Genomic DNA, 19,594 nt, shown 5'->3' with positions numbered 1-19,594 from the left:
TTAACTCCCTGTGTCTACTTAACATTTAGTGCCTTTTTAAGAACATTGGCATTTTCCTTCATAAGGTTTACATAAGTTATGCCTTCCTTAAACTGTTTTTCCGTTATATTATGGCAGGAATTAAACTGATATTTTTTTACTCCTGTATCATCACATATAACGTCTGCCATTGCCTGACTGCTTAATTCCAAATAAAAAATTCCATGAACATCCTTTGCCTTAACCTTGTCTATTAAAAAAGCTACTGTTTTGGCACTAGGCTCCATTTCTCCGCTACAGCCATCAAATGCCGCATAATATTTAAGTCCATATTCCAGTGCAAAATATTTAAGAGGGAATTTATCAGCAAAAATAATTTCTTTCTTATGTGCTTTATTTGTAATACTTCTGATTTCCTTATCAACATTTTTTATCTCATTAATGTAGTCTTTAGAATTCTTATTAAATACATCCTTATATTCAGGCATTTTTTCCGACAGATTATGGCATATATTTTCCACCAGTTTTTGTGCCATAACAGGTGATGTCCATATATGCTCATCGATTTCGTGATGGTGTTCATCCTCATGCTCCGGATTTTCATCACCGTGGTCATGGTCATCTACTGCAAAAACCTTCTCCCGCTCTTCTTTCTCTGCTGCCACCTCTATTTCCGGTTTCACGCAATCTATCATTTTTATTACTGTCTGGCTTTTATTGTCAAGGGATTCTAATACAGTGCTGACCCATGTTTCCAACCCTCCGCCATTGTAAATAAAAACATCTGCATTGTTTATTTTCACCACATCAGCAGGTGTAGGTTCAAAGGAATGGTCATCCTGTCCCGGTGATACTAAAAGCTCCACCTCTATATTATCAATTCCCTTTGTAACTGCCCTTGCAAAATCATAATAAGGAAACAGCGTTGTCATAATCTTTATTTTGTTTTCTTTTTCATTATGAGGGATTTTATTACCGCATCCTACCGTTAAAACAGCCATTGCCATAACAATCATCCACACAGTTATTTTCTTAATCTTCATTTCATTCTCCCTTATTTTGAACATTTACTGCATTTTCCATAAAAAACCGTTCTTTTAGGATTAATACTGAAATGATGATCCACACTTACATGATTGTATAGCTCTGCTAAATGATGGCACTCCATCTTTTCTACCTGTCCACATTCCTCACATTCAATGTAGAATCCGTCCTCAGCCTCGTTTGCAATGTATCTGTAACATGCTCCCGTCTGCTTTTCCACATTAATTCGTGCCACAATTCCATCCTGTTCCATTTTCTCTAAATGGCGGTAAATAGTTGTAAGACCTACAGAATAGTTATTATTTTTAAGATATTTTTCAATTTCACTAACAGTAACATAACTGTCTTTATTTAATTCAAGGCATTCCCTTATAGCTGCCTGTTGCTTTGTTTTATATTTTCCTGCCACAATAGTACCTCTTTTCAAATTTGAAAATCATTTTCATTTTCACCCATTGTACTATTGCAGACAGGAATTGTCAAATAAACTTTATTCACTTAACAAATATTTTTCAATTGCTTCGCCACAGCCGTTATGGTCGCAGTCCCTTACCGTAACATCACATATTTTCTTAACATTATCATTAGCATTTCCCATGGCTACCGCAAGTCCTGCCTTGCTTAACACATCTAAGTCATTATCTGCATCCCCTACAGATATAACCTCACTTAAATCTATGCCTAAATAGTCACATAACTTAGCTAAACCGGTTCCTTTGGTAGTTCCTGCAGCTGAAATTTCAAGAGATGTTTTTTCCGCATTTACCATAACAAAGTTTTCTTTTTCCAGTTTTTTTCTTGTTTTTTCACGATCTTCCTGAAATGCATGATATAAATTAAGCTTTAATACATCTACCTTATTTTTTATGGAATACTCTGCAATATTATCTACAGGTGTTGCTACCTTTTCAAATAAAGACTTGTACGCCCCCATTCCATAATATTCCATATTCTCCATCTGACCTTTTTGAACTAATGATTTTTCTGATAAGATATGTGGTAAAACATCCACTCCTTCTATGGCATCAAATATTATATCCACCTGATTTTCAGGTATTTTGTTTATATAAATCTCTTTTTTCTCTTTTAAATCATATACTAAAGCTCCACTTATGCCGATAATATATCTCAGGTCTTTTATCTGTTCAATATATTCCTGTAATTCCGGTATGCATCTTCCTGTACATAAAACCACTTCCTTACCGGCATTAAATGCTTTGTTTATTGCCTCTAAAGTTGCCTTTGAAATTTTCTTTTGTGAATTTAACAAAGTTCCATCCATATCCAATGCAATCATTTTGTACATATTTTATTTCTCCTTTTGTCTTATTTCTTCTTATTATTTCTTATTGTAACAATTATTTTACAATATAAACACTAAATTTTCACGTTTTATGGTTATTATTTAACTTGTAAATAACTTATAGGGAATTTATAGGGAATTATTAGGGAAGTTATTTACTCATTGTTTTTAATTTTTTTATTTTTTTTATGAGACTATTTTTAGTCTCCTCTCCTTTTATTATGTATATTGTGAGAGAGGAATGTTAAGTTTTTTAGTTTTTCTCGCTTATCATTCCATTCCCCATTTTTAGGGAATTGAACGTATTGGTCGTGTTAATACGTTCAGACATATGGCAGGTCCCTCCTGTCATATGTTTTCATTAATGGTAACTTGGGTAGGCGCCACGCCTACCCATTTATCATTTTACGGAACTCTAAAAAATAAAAAGAGTGCAATGCAGGACTATCCCCCGCATTGCACCCTTTTTATTATATATTACTTTATTTTACCTTTTCATAAATACTGTCGGTAAGCTGCTTTATAACATTATCAACTTCCTGCTCAATTTCATTCATTGGTACCTTCTTCTGAATACTCTTATCTCTTGTAGATAATTCCACAACACTTTCCTTCAAGTTTCTTGGACTTACAACTACACGTACAGGAACACCTAAAAGGTCTGCATCTGCAAACATTGCTCCCGGTCTTGCCTTTCTGTCATCATAAATAACTTCAATTCCCTTATTCTGTAATGTATTGTATAAATTATCAGCAAATTCCTTACACTCAGCATCATCTGAACGTAAGCAGCAAAGATGTACCTGCCATGGAGCAATTGTAATAGGCCAGATTGGACCATAATCATCATGACGTACTTCACATATGGAAGCTGCCATACGTCCCACACCAATGCCGTAACATCCCATAATAGGGTACTGCTCTTCACCGTTTTCATCAGTATACTTAAATCCCATAGCCTTTGAATATTTAGTTCCCAGCTGGAATATATTTCCTACTTCAATACCTCTTGAAATTGTAATATGAGGCTTTCCGCACTGAGGACAAATGCCACCTTCCACAATCTTTGCAAGGTCAAAATATTTAGCATTAGGACAATCTCTTTCAACATTAAATCCTGTGTAATGGGTATCTACCTTGTTTGCTCCTGTTACAAGATAATCTATATCCTTAAGAGAATTATCAAAAAGAACCGTTACCTTTTCGTTAATACCTACAGGTCCGATAAATCCTGCTGTAAGGACGCTGTCGTCTTCAATAACTGCCGGATGAATTTCACATCCAAGAGCATTAGTCAGCTTTGTTTCATTAATATCTAAATCACCACGGATAAATGCTACAACATAGCTGTCATCGGCATTTCTCTGATATACAACTGCTTTTGCCGTATTCTCTGCAGGAATATGTAAGAACTCACAAAGTTCTTCTATTGTTCCTGTTCCCGGTGTTGCCACCTCTTTTAATTCCTCTTTAGCTATTGTATTTTCATTTTTAACAATGCTTGGAGCAGCCTCAACGTTGGCACTGTAGCCACACTCAGGACAAATAGCTATTGAATCCTCTCCTGCTGCTGTAAGAAGCATATACTCATGAGAAATGCTTCCACCCATCATACCTGAATCAGACTTAACTACTGCTACCTCAGGTATTCCACATCTTGCAAAGATACGATTGTATGCATCATAGCATCTCTGATAATACTGCTCTAAATCCTCCTGAGATGTATGGAATGAATAAGCATCTTTCATGGTAAACTCACGTACACGGATAAGTCCTGCACGAGGTCTTGCCTCATCACGGAATTTAGTCTGAATCTGGTAAATCATAAATGGATATTTAGCATAACTGTTAGCATATTCACGAACTAACTGAACTGATGCCTCCTCGTGAGTCATTCCCAATACCATCTTGCTTCCTGTTCTGTCTGTAAATCTTAATAATTCAGAACCAACACTTTCATATCTGCCTGACTCTTCCCAAAGACTTCCCGGAAGTGTTACAGGGAACAATACTTCCTGTCCGTCAATTTTATCCATTTCATCCCTGATAATATTCTCTATTTTCTGTGAAATTCTCTTCATTGGGGGGAACTGTGAGTAAATACCATTTGCTACATTCTTGATATATCCTCCTCTTACCATTAATGCATGGCTGTCAATAAGACAGTTTGCCGGTCTTTCTTTAAATCTGTCCCCAACAAGTTTTGATAATTTCATCTTTCTTTCTCCTATGATATTTATTTTTAGTATAACAACACTAACTAAATTATTTTAATACAGTTTATAAAAAAAATCTATACTCTTTCGGAACTTTCTTTTCGTTATGCCCTATATTTTTCAGCCTCCTTCATAGCAAAGATAAACTAACCTATAGTTCTGCTTAACACTTTTCACCACGTAAACCTCCATATGTCCCCTTATTACTATTCCCTGATTATCCTCTTTATTTTCAAATACCTTTACCGTATTGAAAAAGTCCTGACTCTTTATTATGTTCTTTTTCTTCAAATTCCACCAATCTATTTCTTCTACAGCCGCATCATAAATGCTATAACTGCTGTTTTTTGAATTTTGAATGAGTTTATCTGTTTTGACAAAATCAGTCTCACTTAACTGTATTTTTGCAAATATCCTGCATCCCTTATAACTCTTCCCATTAAACTCATATTTTTCTTCACAAGTCTTATAATTTACAACTTTTGCGTTTAAGGACAGTTTTAAATTGTATTTTGAATTAATAAGATTTATGGCATCTATGCTGTCAGAATTTAATGTTACTTTTTTTATATTACTCCACTTTCCTTTCACTTTTCCCTTTATTCCTCTTATTCTGAAATAATAATTTCTATTATTTTTTAATTTATATACTTTGCAACTTCTACGTTTTTTTACTGTTTTAATTATTGATTTTTTCATGTTCTTATTTGTAGAATATTGTATTTGATATTTATTAGTTTTGGCTATTTTTTTCCACCCTAACTTAATTGTATTCTTATTTACAATATTTACATACTGTATCTTTCCTTTTGATACTTTTTCTTTTGATTTTTGTGTTGCATAAACGAATTTTCCATTAAATCCCGTTACCAGCATTGTCATTACAAGAAGCCATATGGATACCTTTCTTAATGCTTTTCTGTTTACTCCGTGTTTCATAAATTTTTCCTCCCATTTAATTATTTTCATTTTATAAAATAAACGCACCAAACCTCTATTCTGACTTCAGAAGTTTGATGCGCTATGTTCTCTAATCATGTATTTTTCATCCGCCCTACATTTGATTTTAGTATATTATGTTATAAACTTTTTTTCAACATATTTTTCCATAATGTCATGTTCTTGTAATAATAAGAAAGCTGTTATATACATTTATTTCTCCATACCCCCATATAGGGCTTGGATATTCCACATCCCGCTCTCTTTTTGCACCTCTTATAAGATAATTTTTAATATAATTAGTTCTCATATAAGGCTCGTTTCCCTGAACATATCCCCACTGAAGCATTTGGGCGCAGCATCCTGCCGTAAGTGCTGCCCCAATGGATGTACCTGATTTTCCGGTAAAGCCTCCTGTGGTATTTGGTGCATATACACTAACAGCCGGTGCCACTATATCCGGCTTAATCCGGTTATCCCTTGTAAATCCCCGTCCTGAAGGAGGATATATTGAATTACTTTGATTATCAAAACCACCTACGGTAATTATATTCTGGGCACTTGAAGGCACTGTCAGGGTTCCTTCCGGTTCCGGCTTTAAGAAAAATATATTCTCCGTAAATTGATTGAGATTTCCCCAGATATTGTAAGCTCCGTTTAATATGTTATTTCCGTATACCCTTATAACCCATATGCCTTCCGAGGGATTGATAAACCTTAAAAAAACAAGTTCCTCTCCTGTCCCGGACTCCACTAATCTGTAATCTACTTCTACGGTAGTTCCGTCAAGAAGGAAATTAACAGTCTGACCATAATTTTTTCTTGCAGGTATTCTTGGAATGCTTTCTCCTAAAGGTGATATTAAAGATACGGAAAACACGTCAGGAGTATTTCCCCATAGTTCAAGAGCAAAGCCTTTGGTATCTGCACCTACCCTAAACTCCACATCCTCCGACATTCCATCTCCTAATCTTCCCTGATAATGAAGTCTTGCATTTGCCTCATTTCCACTACATACCACAACACAGTTTCCTATTATCTGCCCCATTTTCCCTAAAAGCTGGGCTAAAGGTGAACCTCCCGTTCTGCTTCCGTTTCCCGTTCCAACTCCCAAAACAATTACCAGAGGTCTGCTATACCTCATTCGTAAATCCATTAAATATGAAACTGCCAGCATAATATCGTTTTCCTGATAGGCATCCACCCCATCCTTTATAAAAAAATGGTCCCGTAAATATTGTTTTGCAGGTTTTAATTTCACCACGGCTATGGATGCGTCAGGTGCGCTTCCCACAAAATCCCTTTGTCTGTCATAGCCACCGCATGCCACTCCGGCCATTATTGTGCCATGACCATTTTCATCTCTGTGAGGTACTACACTATATGGGTTAGTGTCCCCTAAAGCCCTGTTTATATCTACTGCCGTATACAGGCTTCCATAATCAAAACCATCCGGAATATTTCCTGAACTGTCACTTTGATCCCATATTTCCAGTATCCTGGTTTGTCCTGTGGAATTTTTGAAAATACTGTTGGTGTAATCTATACCTGTGTCAATAAAACCAACAATTACATCTCTTCCTGTAAGTTCAAACCCTGTCTGATTTTGAAGCCTTATGGCTCCTGTGGCTGCTACTGCCGTGGTATCCATTAATCCGAATAATTTTGGAATGGAACTGTAAGAATAATTTCTAAGACCGATTTCCCTTATTCTGTCTAAACGCTCATAGGCACATACATACCGGTAATTTATCAGCTGCGGACAATACTCACTGTACTTCTGACGGATGATTTCCGGATTTTCAGCAATTTCCCAGATAAAATCCCCATACTCCTCTGATGTAATTATATCCTGACATTCAGGCATGGTTTCACCTGCTTTTTTTAACAGCCTATGTTAAAAAATTCAATATTATGATATAAGCATAAAAATTATAAATTGCCACTGTTTTTTCCACAAATAAGCAATTTATACTTTTTAACTGCCTGTGGAACATCCTGTAACCGCCGTTGCTGCAAGAGCCATGGCTACTAATAATGCTAATGCTTTCTTTCTCATATCAATCATCTCACTTTCTTTTTAATTTAAAATAAGTATAGATGACTAGCCTTAATTAAACTTAAAATTATTTGATATAAATTTAAATATATTTTAAGGGCAAATCTGTTTTATAACAAATCTGCCCTTAGTTTATATAGCATTCAATTTTGGTTTACATAATTTATTATATGCAATTCTGCCCTCTCATTCCTATAATTGGACCACCTGTTCCGTTAATGTATTCCTTAGTAATTTTTACAGTTCCAATGTGGTCATCCTTTGGAATCTCATACATAATATCTAACATAAATTCCTCAATAATTGCACGAAGGGCTCTTGCTCCGGTTTTCTTTTCAATGGCTTTTCCGGCAATTGTTTTAAGAGCATCCTCAGTAAATTCCAGTTTTACCTCGTCTAACTCTAAAAGCTTCTGATACTGCTTAATTATGGCATTTTTAGGATCAGTAAGTATTTTTACCAGCATCTCCTCTGTTAAGCCATCTAATGTAAATACAATAGGAAGTCTTCCTAAAAATTCTGGTATCATTCCAAACTTTCTTAAGTCATCTCCCGTAACATTTTTTATAATGTTTTTGTCATTATCGTATTTGTCTGACAAATCGCTCATAAAGCCAATTGCAGCCTGTTTATTTAATCTTTCCTTAATTATGTCCTCTAATCCCGGGAAAGCTCCGCCACATATAAAGAGAATATTCTTGGTATTAATTGTAGCTAAAGGAACCATTGCATTTTTGCTTGTTGCTCCCACAGGAACCTCAACTTCACTTCCTTCTAAAAGCTTAAGCATTCCCTGCTGAACTGATTCACCGCTTACATCCCTGCTTCTTGAGGTGTCTTTTTTTGCAATCTTGTCAATTTCGTCAATAAATACAATACCTGTTTCAGCTTTTTCCACATCATTATCTGCTGCTGCAAGTAATTTTGAAATTACACTTTCAATGTCATCTCCTATATAACCTGCTTCAGTTAAGGATGTAGCGTCTGTTATGGCAAGAGGAACATCCAATAATTTTGCCAGTGTTTTTACAAGGTATGTTTTACCACAGCCTGTAGGCCCAATCATCAGCATATTAGACTTTTCAATTTCTATTTCATCCATTGTATTTGTTGCCACACGCTTGTAATGATTATATACAGCCACTGACATTACCTTTTTGGCATATTCCTGTCCTATTACATAATCATCTAATTTTTCCTTTATAATATGTGGTGCCGGAATTTTATTTATATCAATAACCGGCTCTGTCTTTTCACCATCAGCTTTTTTCTTTTTGATCTTCTGCTTATGAGGTACATTTCGTATAAAATCCTCCGGATTCATCATATGTACCCCCGGCATGTTTAAAAGATTCTTTAATTCCTCTTCGCTGATATTTACATTCATACCAACGTTTTGAAAGTTGTTAAAGCTCTTTTGCAGACAATCTGTACACACGCATATCCCACCGGGCATATCTATCATTTTTCCTGCCTTACTTTCAGGTCTTCTGCATACGTAACAGATTTTTTCGTAATCATCTTCTTTATTATCTTTAGATGTTTCATTTGAATTAACATCTTTTAACTCTTCTTTTTCTAATTCGTCCTTGTTGTCACTCATACCTGCCTCCTGTTCTCTGATTTCTTTTGTCACAGTGGTAAGTTTATCACATATCACAAAAAACGTAAATAATCGGGTAAGACTGAACTTACCCGATTATAAGGAAATTTATTAATTAATGAAGAAATATTATAATCTATTTCTCATGATGGGGGCTAATTTTGTGTATTAGAAGCACCTACGTCACTGGCACTGGCAAGAGTTACTGTTACTGTTTTTTCCTTGTACTCTCTTCCATCTGCATAGGCAATCTTCACTTTAACCTTTTCTCCTGATTTGTAATATGCCATTATACTCTTTAATGTATCATAAGATGTAATCTGCTGGTCATCAAAGGCTGTTATAATATCTCCTGCCTGAATACCTGCCTTGTCTGCCGGACCATTCTTTACAGTCTCGTAAACATATACACCTGTTGGCATTCCATATGCCTCTGAAACATCTGATGTAACATCATATTTGCTGCTGATTCCTAACCAGCCCCGTTCATCTTCACTTACCTTTGTTCTGGTCTGCTTAGTCTCTAAGTTGTTGATAATATCCTTAACTGATGTAATAGGAATTGCAAATCCCATTCCTTCAACACTACTTGAAGTGCTAGAACCGTTAGAAGAATATTTAGCAACATTAATACCGATTACTTCACCTTTTGAGTTAAGTAATGCACCACCACTGTTACCACCATTTATGGCTGCATCTGTCTGAAGAAGTTTCATTTTCTTTTCTTCTATTGTAACTTCTCTGTCTTTTGCACTAATAATACCTGTCGTAACTGACTGTCCATATCCTAATGCATTACCAATGGCAATTACACCTTCACCTACTGTAACTGAATCTGAATCACCTAATGTAGCTTTCCTTATTGTATCTAATGTTTTGCTTGGAATATCTTTTAATTTAACTGCAACAACAGCCACATCTGCATTGGCATCTGTTCCTTTTGTATATCCGTCTACTGCTTCACTTGCTTCCATTCCGTCAAACTGAATTTTTAAGCTGTCAGCACCTTCAACTACATGGTTGTTAGTAACTATTAACAACTCTGTATCTGTCTGGTCAACAATAATTCCTGAACCGGCAGCTTCCTGCTCGTATGTCTGTTTTCTATTGTTACCGCCACCGAAATAATAATCATATATTGAATCATAACTGTTTGACTCAATTAATGTTTTGCTGGTAATGGCTACTACCGATGGCATTGTGTTATCTACAACTCCTGAAACATCTGTTACTGTAACTGCTCCTGATGAACTTGAGCCTGATGTGTTTGTGTTAGTAGAACCAATATCATTGTATGTTTCACCTTCTTTGGTTTCGCCCTGTGATAATATACTGTCAATGGTAGATTTTCCATTTTTACTGTTACTGTTTGCTACTGCAAATATTCCCATTATACAGGAAACACCTACAAGAACTGTAACAGCCGCCACTGCAATTACAACCGGTAGCTTATTTTTTTTCTTTTTGTTACCATTGTTTCCATTATTCTGATAATTTCCATTGTAGTTACCATTGTTATAATTACTGTTATAGTTGTTACTGTAATTGTTATTATAATTGTTGTAACTGTTCTGAGAATTGTCTCCCTGAGAATAATAGGATTTGTCTCCCTGGGAATAATAGGTATTCTCATATTCTTTGTTTTCTGAGTTTTCTGTGTTACCTGTGTCATTTACCTGCTGTTCATTTTGTGTCTGATTCTCCTCCGGATTTGTGTCAAATCCATTTGTATTTTCATTGTCTAACATGATTCCTACTCCTTTCGACAAATTCTTTTTGATTTATTTTATAACTAGAGTTTACCGTTTAGTTGTGATTATTCTGTGTTTTAACTGTTAAAAACCTAAGAATTAAAATGCCGGCACACCTTTTAAGTATGTCGGCACTTTATCCTATTTAATAGAAATCACTTTGTCCTTTGTCATCGTAATCATAATCTGTATTATCAACTGTTGCCGTGGTTTCTTCATTAGAGGTAGTCTTTCCTGATTCAATTGGATTGTAACCATCTGAACCGGATGTAACTCCTGTGTAACCTGCTACATAATTTTCAACTGCCACTACATTATCGGTAGGCTGATAGTTTTCTTCACCATATAAGAACTTGTGAAGTTCCGATACATTGTTCGACAAACCTCTTGCAACTACATAGCTTGTACCATCATAGGTTCCTGTAGTAAGCTGTGACGGAAATCCCTGACTTCCATTTAATTTAAAATCAAATATAACAGGTATCAGATTTACTATCTCATCAAAGGTAAAACTGGTTGAAATTATTCTGTCTCCTGCCTTATCGTCATTCATTACTGTCTGCACCATAGACTGGAGTTCCGTAATTCCTGCACTTTTTGCCTTTTCAACTAATTTCATCATAACTGAACGTTGTCTTGCAGCACGTCCAAAATCATCTGACACTCTATCCCCTGTATCCGGATCATAAAATGTCGCTTTTCTTATTCTACAGTATGTTGTAGCCTGTAATCCGTTAAGCTTTATATTTTTGCCGCTTTTCTTTACCGGGGTAGCATATTTACCCATGGCATTTGCTGTTCCCAGTAAATGGAAATTAAGCTGTGACAACTCATCATCTGTTAAATTGACTGTTATTCCGCCTAACTTGTCTATGATTTCTGCAACTCCTGCGAAATTAACCGTAACGTAATCCTGAATGTCCAAGTCTAAATTCTTATTTAAAGTATTTATTGCTGCTTCAGGTCCTCCTGCTGCATATGCTGAATTAACCTTAAAATACTTGTTCAGGTTTCCATCTGCATCATATATTCCCAACATGGTGTCTCTGTAAATTGATACCATTTTCACTTCACCTGTTGTGTTATGAATATTTACTACCAAAATGGAATCACTGTTAGAAGCCTCCACTTCACCCTCTCTTGAATCTACACCAAATAAAACGAAGGTGGTGTATTCCTGAGAATAGTTGTACTTAAGTTCATTGGTCTTTAACTTAGTATTATCAAAGTTTGAGTCAAAAACACTGTGTACATATGCTTCACTTCCAAACCAGGAAATAATTTTCTGACCTATAGGTGTTGTTGCCATTCCCTTTATAATTTCAGCCTTCACATTAGGTACAAATAGAATTACCATTGCCGCAATAAGTATTATTCCAAAAATCACCTCAAAAGTTGTAACAATTCTCTTCCATATTTTAATTGTTTTCAACTGTTTTTCCGGTGTTTTATTTTTATTAGAACTCATGGTCATCTCCCATCATATTTTACTTATTTGTATCCATTAGGATTTTTCTGCTGCCAGTTCCATGAATCTTCACACATTTCCTTAATTCCGTTTTTAGCAACCCATCCTAATTCTTCTTTTGCCAATGTAGGATCAGCATAACATTCAGCAATATCTCCTGCTCTTCTGTCTGTAATTACATATGGAATTTCTTTTCCAACAGCTTTACTTACATTATTAATAACATCAAGTACGCTGTATCCGATTCCTGTGCCAAGGTTGTAAACCTTTACTCCCGGATTTTCTTCTATCTTCTTTATTGCCTTAACATGACCTTCTGCTAAGTCTACAACGTGAATGTAATCTCTTACACCTGTTCCATCCGGCGTCGGATAATCGTTACCAAATACATTTACATGTGGAAGCTGTCCAATGGCAACCTTCATAACATATGGCATAAGGTTGTTTGGAATACCATTAGGATCTTCCCCCATTAATCCGCTCTTATGAGCTCCAATCGGATTAAAGTAACGAAGTAAAATAACATTCCATTCTTTATCTGCAAACTGAATGTCTGTTAAAATCTGCTCTAACATTGACTTTGTCCATCCATAAGGGTTAGTACACTGTCCCTTAGGGAACTTTTCAGTAATTGGAACTGATTCAGGATCTCCATATACTGTAGCTGAAGAACTGAAAATAATGTTTTTAACATTGTGCTGTCTCATTACATCGCACATTTCCAATGTTCCTGATATATTGTTTTTATAATATTCTAAAGGTTTCTGAACTGATTCTCCAACAGCCTTAAGTCCTGCAAAGTGAATTACTGAAAAAATATCATTTTCTTCAAACACCTTTGCCATAGCTTCTCTGTCAGCTATATCATTTTCATAAAACTTTACTTTCTTTCCTGTTATCTGTTCAACCCTGTTCAATGCTTCTTTTGATGAATTGCTAAGGTTATCTACAACTACTACGTCATAGCCTGAATTTAATAACTCAACACATGTATGACTTCCAATATAACCTGCTCCACCTGTTACTAAAATAGTGCTCATTTTTTTCCTCCTGCATAATACTTAATGTCTTATGACATTATTTCTTTTTGGAAATTTTCACCCTGACCCTTACATCATTAACTAATGTAGCGCCATCAGGCAAGGTAACTGAAACATTTACGGTTTCTGTTCCTTCTTTATAATTATTTAAATTAATACTTGCGCCAATGTCATTTAAAGTGATTTTCTTAATAACATCATCTTTTCCCTGAAGTTCAACGTTAATGTTTTTACTTACAAATGCCATTTCATAGGAATTGTTTAATCCGTCTATGGCTATTTTGTCTGTATTAATGGTAAACTTCTTAGACACAAGTTTATTAATTTTAATAACAACGCTTATTACATCCGTTTCTCCCTGACCTATATCTGTGCCTTCCGGAAGATATTTTCTTATATTTATCTTCTCCACAGTGTCAGTAGTCTTCCCGGATATATTAATAGTATCACTTATAACCAGTTTTTCAACTGTGTCTAGAACCTCTTTTTTCCCTATCAGGGTAATATTTTCCGGTGATACCGTTACTTTTCCTACATGATATCCTGTCTCAGGAGTTCCAACTGAAGGTGTTTCTATTGGAACCTGCTTTTCATTAAGAATGGTAACTGAAACACTTACTCTCTTAGATGAAAGCTTTATTTTATCAGACTTTAATATATTATCATACTTGTCATATACATATAATCTGCTTTTTGTTGTAAAGTCCTCATTTTCTCCGTCAATATCACATCTTGCTACAACACGGTCAATCTTGTCCAGTAATGACTCCGGTGCCTTCACAGTAACCATATTCTTTGAAAGAGTATAGCCACCTGCAACATATCCTTCTTCAGGACTTCCATTGTACTCAACAGATACACTGTAGTTCTGCTTTTTAACCTGCTCTATGCTGACTTCCAGCGTCTGTTTTGACTGCTTCTCAATTGTAATTTTTCTTCCTATATAGTTTTGAACTGCTGATACCTGAACAGGTATTGCATTAACCTTTGATAACTCCTTAAGGGAAGCTGTTGCCGTAAAGTCTTCTGCTGATAACTTACTTACAACTGAACGTTTTCCGGATACTGTAATGTTTACGGTAGCATTCTTGTCGGAATCATATACCATATTCATATCAGTAATTACTTCCTCATGAGTTACGTTAATAGGAATGTTATATATTATCACTGTCTTTTCAGGATCACTTATGTTTACAATCATAAGCCAGATTAATGCAGCAATAACAACCGCAATAACCTTTATACCTACGTTGTTTGTAAGGGATGCCTTAATTTTCATCATGGCTTTTTTCATTGCGGTTCCTTCCTTTCCATATTTTTTTCTTTGTTTTAACTTCATCCTTCGCCTGGGCTTTTGTAAGTTCATTCTTCAAAATAGCCGCATCTGCATATCGGATAAGTTTCCCGTCTTTTGCTATGGAAATACTTCCCGTTTCCTCTGATACAATTATTATAATACTGTCTGTAAGCTCACTTAAACCAAGACCTGCTCTATGTCTTGTGCCTAATTCCTTACTAAGAGATGTACTGTCTGACAACGGTATATAACATGTTGCCGCAACAATTTCATCTCCTTCTATTATAACTGCACCGTCATGAAGAGGAGTATTTTTTTCAAATATATTAATAAGAAGCTGACTGGTAATTTTGGCATCAAGCCTGATTCCCGTTTCAATGTACTGTCCTAAGTCATGTTCCTGAGTAATTACCATTAATGCTCCTGTCTTCGCCTTTGCCATTTCAAGGGTAGCCCTTGTTATTTCTTCCACTGACTTATCGCTAAAACGTTCATTTTCCAAAGTATTTCCCAATTTAAATACATTAAACAAAACGTTCTTTTTTCCTAATTCCTCAAGGGCTCTTCTAAGCTCAGGCTGGAAAATAATAACCAAAGCGATAATTCCGGCACTTAACGTCTTATCTATAATCCATAAAAGAGTAGTCAGGTGAAAAACCGATGCCACGACCATGAATAATACAAGCACAAGTATTCCTCTAAGTAAAATCCATGCTCTGCTTTTTTTGAACCATAATATAATGTAGTAAATCAAAACTGCAATAACAATTATTTCCACGATATCGCTGGCATAAATGTCAGGTATTGTCAAATATTTGTCTACAAAATTCTGAATATAACTTAATACTGCACTCATCACCCTGTACTCCTTTCTCTATATTTCAATAATCAACTGTTATCTTCTCTTTGGCTGAACCTTTCTCTTTCTTTGAGCGTTAATACGCTTAACATTCATCTCCGGAGCTGTTACGTTTATTTTTGGAACAGCTTTTACATAATAATAATACTCATCATCCTCAAACTGGGTATGTTCTGTCCTTGAATAATCCACTGAAAACAGGAAGAACTGCAATATAAATGCAAGGAGTATGGATATTATCGTCCCTATAATAATCCAAAATATTGAACTTTTTGTGTTCAACATAATACTTCCCACCAAAGTAATTACAAAGTCTACTATGGCTCCTGTAATAATTGCCACCGCCCAGGCATTGTTAATTGTTGCCCTTCTTATTATATACACCACCATTATGGTAATGGCTGATGCAATAACTGCCAACATCATTGCTTTATTATTACTCATCATATTAATAATGGCATTTATGCTAGCTGATCCTATAGTACCATCCGATGAATTAGTTATAACTGTAGCATTATTGCTGATTACATCTATCATATAGTATAATACCGTTCCAAATGCTACCGATACAATAGATACCGGAGAACATATAAGTCCCACTGCTATAGGAACCACAAATGGTATTTTAAGGAAATATGCTAAAGGTATTAACACCAGTAATGCTCCCTGTTTTGGGGTAAATCTGAAAAAGAACAGGAACATTATAAGCATTACAATAAACACCAAGGCTCCCAATTCCAAAGACATGGAAAATATATTTACCGCAATATCTGCTGCCAGTACCAGCACCAGCATACCCCATGTTAAAAATGCTGAAACTACGGATATTATAATTATAACCGGCCACATGTTAATAATATTCATATAACCTATGTTGCTTTTTATAACCATCAATGAAACAAGAACTGCCAGGAATTTTACAATTGGTCTCATAACAACTTCATGTTCTGCATAAAAGTTCTTTAATTTTTCCTTTAATTCAATTAAACCTGTCATTATTCTTCCTCATCTCCTTCTTCTTCCAATTCATCTATAATGGCATCATATTCTAATTCCTGTATTCTATGTAAGGTCTTCAAATCACCATTATATTCTTTAAGGTTCTTTCTGATTTTTCTGAATTTATGTGAAAAAAATGCATAACTAAAAATCATATATACAACTACGGTAATTATATAAAGCAAAACAATAACCACCACAAATACCGTAAAACTTCCTGTTGTAGTCATACTGGCAAAAACCCTGTCAGATTTATACATAAACCACAAAATCAGACAAAGCAGATATCCTACTGTAGCGCAAATAAAAGAACTTAACATTTTTAAAAGCATATAATCACTTTTGAAATACTTGCCTGTGCTGATTTCTTTTTTTTGATTTTTCTGCTCATATAATGACAGTTTTGTCATTAGTATAATCTTTTCATTATTAAGCATATAAATCTCCTAATCATCTAAAAAAGATAGTGGGCATAGAACCCCATAATTATTATGTATTTTATCATAACCTATACATACGTGCAAGCACGGACTCCATTTTCCTCCTTTATACTTTTTCCTGTGACTTCACAGAAAAACTCCCAAAAAACATTTCAGTCTGCTTTTTTAGTAAACCAAAATATTTTTCAGGAGTGTATATAATACTATTTTTCATTATCTGTTTTCTTTTTTATACCTTTTAGCCCCAGACCTGTAAATACTTTTGAAATGATTTCCATTTCCATCATATGTAACTATATCTACACGCATTCTGTATAATCCGGATTTTTTTAGTTTGAATTTCTTATTTGCATAAGCAATATTACTTTTTTTAACTTCACAATATTTTCTGTATTTTTTCCATTTTCCATGACTTTTTCTTAGTATGACAATTCTTATTTTGGTCTTTTTAGTAGTTGCATAGTCATTTTCCGAAAAAACAACAGCTGTTACATTTCCCCTTTTGCTAATACTAAAATCGGTATTTAGTAAAATGTTGCTGATGCTATTTTTTCCATTTATACTTACGGTATTTGATACATTGGCATCTATCATTTCCTGTCGCTTATTTTCTATTTTAAACTTTATATATTTTTTAAGCTCTTTCTTCCTATATAAACACGTAATTTCTATTCTATATTCGCCGCTATCTAAATAATTCCCTTCAATATTATAAACGTCGTTAATCAAAATGCTGTCAAATTCTCTTTTTCCCGGTTTCACTTTAATATTTCTATGGGTTTTAGTGGAATCTTTTGCCGCAAGTTCTTTCCACTTATTGTTGTCTTTTTTCTGAATGTCAACCTTTTTTACAACAATGGATTGGTTTGAAGCATTTCTTATGGCATAAACCGGCTCTTTTATTTTTTCATCTATTTTTATATTTTTCAGCTGCACATACACTTTAGCCTTATTTTCTCCTGCATATGCCGGGGTGACTAATAATATAGAAGTAACTACAATTACTGCCATTGCTAAAAACAATTTATTTGTTATTCCTGCATTTTTTCCCATTTACCGGTCCTCCAGATTTTCTATTATATTAATTGCAGTTTCCTCATTTGCATCACTGCCCTGTATGTTTACTATATGATAGTAAGCGTTGTCTGTAAAGTATGCAGTAATTCTATTTTCTTCATATATAAATGTTACTTCTTTTGCTCCTACTACCTTTTCCTTTGTTCCACCCTTTGCAATTTTTAAATTAGCGCCGGTGCTTATCGGACTTTCGGTGTAAGTTATGGTTCCATTATCTGATGTAAAACTTTGAACAAATAATTCTTCCGAATTATAATTATCCCTTAGTGCATAGCCCTTTGGAGCATTTTTTATTTGATATTTAATTCCGTCAGATGCAGTGTTTGAATTATCTGATGGTCGGGTTTGATTTTCACTTTTATTTTCAAAACTTATATTTATCATGTCTGTGGTATTATCCACAATTTTGTTCCACAAATTAACGTTAAAGGCATTAATGGCAAAAACATTTACTACAATAAAGCATAGAATAACTGCTGCTATGGAAGTTGCGTATCTTACACATACCTCTGCCCACCGTTTTCCATTAAACTTCTTTTCCGCTTTAATGAGATGAGACATTTTTCTCTCAAATCTTCCTGAAAAATTGTGTGCTTCCACTATGTCCGGCATTTTCTGCATAAATGTTTCATTGTACATAAATAATGCTTCTTTTAAAGCATCCTGATTTAATTTTTTTGTACTATTTCCATTAGACACCACTATAAATCCTCCTCTAAAATTTCAGAAAGCTTCTTTCTTCCGCACATTAACTGCTGTCTTACATTAGTTTCAGTTAATCCGGTTATTTCAGCAATTTCTTTTCCTGAATACCCCAACACATATTTTAAGGTAAGCAGAGATGAAAATTTATATGGAAGCTGCTCTATGGCATTTTTTACTTCATTAACAAGATTTTCGCTGTTGTGCTTTTTTATGTTTGTTAAATCCACATCAAAATCTTCATCTCTTTTTTTCTTTTTATCGTATATTTTCATGGCTTCACGTTTTGTTATAATTGCTACAAAATTTTTTGTTTCCGTAGAAGCAATATCTTTAACCTTGTCCATATTTTTGGCTATTCTAAAGAAAGCCTCCTGAACTGCATCTTCTGAATCTCTATCCTGATGCAATACCTGATAAGCTATGTAATACATTAAGTTCCTGTATCTGTAATACAGTTCTTCAAATCTGTTTTTTTCTTCCTGTTTGTCTATTAGTGATAAATATAGCGCTACCATCTTATCCTCCAAAGCATCTTAGCTTCTGTATTAGTAATCTGCGAATTTTTGAAAATGTTATATAGATTTTTGAAATTTATATGGAGATTATATCATAGATGGAGGGTAGGGGGGGAGGATGGATTGTGCAGAAAGATTATTACGGAATATTATTGATGCAGCGATAATCTGTATGTGAATGATTAATTGTGCAGGGGAATTCCAAATAGAATGGTGCCTTCGGGTGGGGAATTGTGCTTCCTAATCCGTGAATTTACTTATTTTACATGATTTTTTTTGTTATATTTTCAATTTTAATGT

At 34.6% G+C, this 19,594-nt stretch carries 17 protein-coding genes; all 17 read right to left on the bottom strand.

From position 1 onward, the window contains the following. Positions 1–14: 14 nt before the first annotated feature. Entirely contained in the window at positions 15–1,022 is a 1,008-nt protein-coding gene (locus DWW68_RS04915) for a metal ABC transporter substrate-binding protein (RefSeq protein WP_158576810.1), read from the bottom strand. A gap of 11 nt (positions 1,023–1,033) precedes the next feature. Continuing rightward, entirely contained in the window at positions 1,034–1,432 is a 399-nt protein-coding gene (locus DWW68_RS04910; protein WP_021953714.1) for a transcriptional repressor, read from the bottom strand. An 81-nt stretch (positions 1,433–1,513) separates the two neighbouring features. Beyond that, a complete protein-coding gene (locus DWW68_RS04905; RefSeq protein WP_118589128.1) occupies positions 1,514–2,329 on the bottom strand; it encodes a Cof-type HAD-IIB family hydrolase in 816 nt (271 codons plus the stop codon). Between the two features lie 479 nt (positions 2,330–2,808). Continuing rightward, complete coding sequence (locus DWW68_RS04900; protein ID WP_118589129.1) at positions 2,809–4,542, bottom strand: proline--tRNA ligase; 1,734 nt, start codon at positions 4,540–4,542, stop codon at positions 2,809–2,811. Between the two features lie 120 nt (positions 4,543–4,662). Continuing rightward, positions 4,663–5,481, bottom strand: coding sequence for a fibronectin type III domain-containing protein (locus DWW68_RS04895; protein WP_158576809.1), 819 nt, complete (start codon positions 5,479–5,481; stop codon positions 4,663–4,665). Between the two features lie 175 nt (positions 5,482–5,656). Next, positions 5,657–7,348 carry a S8 family peptidase gene (locus tag DWW68_RS04890; RefSeq protein WP_118589131.1) on the bottom strand — a complete coding sequence of 564 codons (1,692 nt, stop codon included), beginning with the start codon at positions 7,346–7,348 and terminating at the stop codon, positions 5,657–5,659. A 358-nt stretch (positions 7,349–7,706) separates the two neighbouring features. Further along, positions 7,707–9,143 carry an ATP-dependent Clp protease ATP-binding subunit ClpX gene (clpX, locus tag DWW68_RS04885; RefSeq protein ID WP_118589132.1) on the bottom strand — a complete coding sequence of 479 codons (1,437 nt, stop codon included), beginning with the start codon at positions 9,141–9,143 and terminating at the stop codon, positions 7,707–7,709. 155 nt (positions 9,144–9,298) lie between these two features. Next, on the bottom strand, positions 9,299–10,891 hold the full coding sequence (locus tag DWW68_RS04880) for a trypsin-like peptidase domain-containing protein (RefSeq protein WP_118589133.1): 1,593 nt from the start codon (positions 10,889–10,891) through the stop codon (positions 9,299–9,301). 148 nt (positions 10,892–11,039) lie between these two features. Beyond that, positions 11,040–12,362 (bottom strand): LCP family protein, encoded by a 1,323-nt coding sequence (locus DWW68_RS04875; protein WP_158576808.1) that lies wholly within the window; start codon positions 12,360–12,362, stop codon positions 11,040–11,042. 23 nt (positions 12,363–12,385) lie between these two features. Further along, a complete protein-coding gene (gene galE / locus DWW68_RS04870; protein ID WP_118589135.1) occupies positions 12,386–13,402 on the bottom strand; it encodes a UDP-glucose 4-epimerase GalE in 1,017 nt (338 codons plus the stop codon). 37 nt (positions 13,403–13,439) lie between these two features. Then, positions 13,440–14,696, bottom strand: coding sequence for a CdaR family protein (locus DWW68_RS04865; RefSeq protein WP_158576807.1), 1,257 nt, complete (start codon positions 14,694–14,696; stop codon positions 13,440–13,442). Further along, positions 14,671–15,555 (bottom strand): diadenylate cyclase CdaA, encoded by an 885-nt coding sequence (gene cdaA / locus DWW68_RS04860; RefSeq protein WP_021953703.1) that lies wholly within the window; start codon positions 15,553–15,555, stop codon positions 14,671–14,673. The genes DWW68_RS04865 and cdaA overlap by 26 nt, the downstream gene beginning before the upstream one ends. A 39-nt stretch (positions 15,556–15,594) precedes the next feature. Then, entirely contained in the window at positions 15,595–16,554 is a 960-nt protein-coding gene (locus DWW68_RS04855; RefSeq protein ID WP_021953702.1) for a hypothetical protein, read from the bottom strand. Next, positions 16,554–16,994 carry a hypothetical protein gene (locus DWW68_RS04850; RefSeq protein ID WP_021953701.1) on the bottom strand — a complete coding sequence of 147 codons (441 nt, stop codon included), beginning with the start codon at positions 16,992–16,994 and terminating at the stop codon, positions 16,554–16,556. Before DWW68_RS04850 ends, DWW68_RS04855 begins: the two co-directional genes overlap by 1 nt. Before the next feature lie 216 nt (positions 16,995–17,210). Continuing rightward, positions 17,211–18,050, bottom strand: coding sequence for a hypothetical protein (locus DWW68_RS04845; protein ID WP_118589137.1), 840 nt, complete (start codon positions 18,048–18,050; stop codon positions 17,211–17,213). Continuing rightward, entirely contained in the window at positions 18,051–18,773 is a 723-nt protein-coding gene (locus DWW68_RS04840) for a hypothetical protein (RefSeq protein WP_021953698.1), read from the bottom strand. A gap of 2 nt (positions 18,774–18,775) precedes the next feature. Then, a complete protein-coding gene (locus tag DWW68_RS04835) occupies positions 18,776–19,294 on the bottom strand; it encodes an RNA polymerase sigma factor (protein WP_021953697.1) in 519 nt (172 codons plus the stop codon). Positions 19,295–19,594 lie beyond the last annotated feature (300 nt).

The organism is Eubacterium sp. AF16-48 (assembly GCF_003479405.1).
Classification (GTDB): Bacteria; Bacillota; Clostridia; order Lachnospirales; family Lachnospiraceae; genus Eubacterium_G; species Eubacterium_G segne.
Note: the sequence above shows the minus strand (reverse complement) of the source record. Positions and strands in the feature narration are given on the sequence as shown.